The sequence below is a fragment of the Ewingella americana ATCC 33852 genome (genome assembly GCF_000735345.1).
GTDB classification, from domain to species: domain Bacteria; phylum Pseudomonadota; class Gammaproteobacteria; order Enterobacterales; family Enterobacteriaceae; genus Ewingella; species Ewingella americana.
Genome location: NZ_JMPJ01000077.1, coordinates 1 through 536, shown reverse-complemented (window position 1 = coordinate 536; position 536 = coordinate 1). Strand labels below are relative to the sequence as shown.

Annotated in this window: 1 protein-coding gene; it reads right to left on the bottom strand. The window is 47.4% G+C overall.

Going from position 1 to position 536, the window contains the following annotated elements:
• Positions 1-452, bottom strand: a 452-nt coding sequence (locus GEAM_RS22945; protein WP_084674164.1) for a DUF2931 family protein, incomplete at its 3' end; no start/stop codon positions are given.
• Between the last annotated feature and the right edge of the window lie 84 nt (positions 453-536).

Genomic DNA, 536 nt, shown 5'->3' with positions numbered 1-536 from the left:
GTGTCGTAATAGACCTCTGTTCCACGCCGATTTTTATGGTCCGCCGGAGTTATCATTTTTTCCCAAACAGATTGTGGGAAGCTTATCGATGTTTCATATACCTTCATATCGATAACTGAGTCCCAGCAAAACACCATGGCTTTAGGCGGATGCTTGGCTTTATTCCATGTCACCGACGAGCGACGAATATGCTGACTCCATTCGCCTACACTGTCAGGGTTACCCTGAGTTCCATCGAGCGTGTTGAATTGATAAACAATATCGTCGGTATCAAGAATTGACGCGAAAGTCACCAGCGCGGGCAATGCCTGTGGGGTAACAAAACTAAATCTCCACTCGCCGTACGGCAGTGAGAACGGATTTGAGGCATCAGGATGAGTATTACCAGCAGTAGATTGGCAACCTACTAGTGTCAAAGCCAATAAGCTTGCGGCCAGACGTGTTATCTCCATATACCTTTACCCTCCATATTAAGCGGCCCTCTTGGCTGCAATTACGCCTCACCAATTCCCGTAGGGGTAGGTTTTGCCTTTGAT